Source organism: Pseudotamlana agarivorans (assembly GCF_001642835.1).
In the GTDB taxonomy this organism is placed as follows: Bacteria; Bacteroidota; Bacteroidia; order Flavobacteriales; family Flavobacteriaceae; genus Pseudotamlana; species Pseudotamlana agarivorans.
This window is the reverse complement of record NZ_LXEI01000049.1, coordinates 1-1,120: the sequence shown is the minus strand read 5'-3', so window position 1 is coordinate 1,120 and position 1,120 is coordinate 1. Positions and strand designations below refer to the sequence as shown.

Genomic DNA, 1,120 nt, shown 5'->3' with positions numbered 1-1,120 from the left:
CTTTGTATTTTTTGCTACAACTTTCCAATAATACGTGGTTTCATAATTTAAGGTTATCTGTTTAAAAAAAATACTTGTAGGTATTGAATTAGCGCCATCCATTATTGCTCCTTGATAAATATAAGTATCTGTATCAATTTCCCCATTTGTATTTGGAGTTAAATCACTGTAATATAAAATAGGGTTGGAATTCGTACCAAAGTACAAATCGTAACTAACGTTCCCTCCTGATAGATCTGTATCTTCAATCCATTCTAAATAAATTTGTTCAACCCCTAAAAAATTAGCATAATCAGTAGGGAAATTTAATGCTACTTGTGAGAAACTGAAAAATGAATAAAGCGTAAAAAATATAAAGGTTAGTTTTTCTTTCATAAGACTATGTATAATTTATTTTATTTAGATGGTATAAGCCATAAATAGTTGCGTTTTTTTCATGTAAATTCATAAAACTATAGAATTTTTAGTTATCTTGAAAAGAAAAAAATCTTGTTATGACTTATTCACTCTTTACGACACATAAATGCTCAAGATATTTGGGTTCTAACTATTAGTGTAATAAAAATCTAAAAAAACAAGTACAGTTGGCAACAAAGTATATAAAACATAGCTAATAAACGCTAAAGTCTAAGTTTCTGGCTTATTTTTAAAGACCGCCAAATTTATAAATTGGCTCTGTAATTAACCGAAAAACATTACATTTAAACACGCTACGTTTCATATACATCAACGTTGTACACCATCCCTCATAGAAACCAAAAAATTCCTCAGTTCGTTAGCTAACCAAAAAATTGAGTAAATTGGATCTGAAAATCTTAATAAATATGATAAAATCTGAAATATATAATTTATTGATTTTCATAACATAATTTTACGTTAGTCAGAATTTTGAAAAAATCGATCATTATTATAATCATCATGTCAATTTATGCTTGTAATGAAAAACAAGATAAATTTGACATATCCAATGAATTTAAGCTTCAATTCTTAAAAGAGGTATTGTCGGACACAACAGATCTTCAAATATTAAAATCTAAAACCCAATTAATTTCTAATTTCGGAAGTGGTTATATGCCACCCCCAGGCCCTTCCTATATATATCTGTAGCCTTCCCTAAAAA

General features: G+C 27.9%; 1 protein-coding gene. It reads right to left on the bottom strand.

Annotation, left to right across the window (positions count from 1 at the left end; translation table 11 throughout):
* On the bottom strand, positions 1–375 hold a 375-nt coding region (locus tag A6I66_RS16395), incomplete at its 3' end, for a hypothetical protein (RefSeq protein ID WP_211267560.1).
* Positions 376–1,120: the final 745 nt, after the last annotated feature.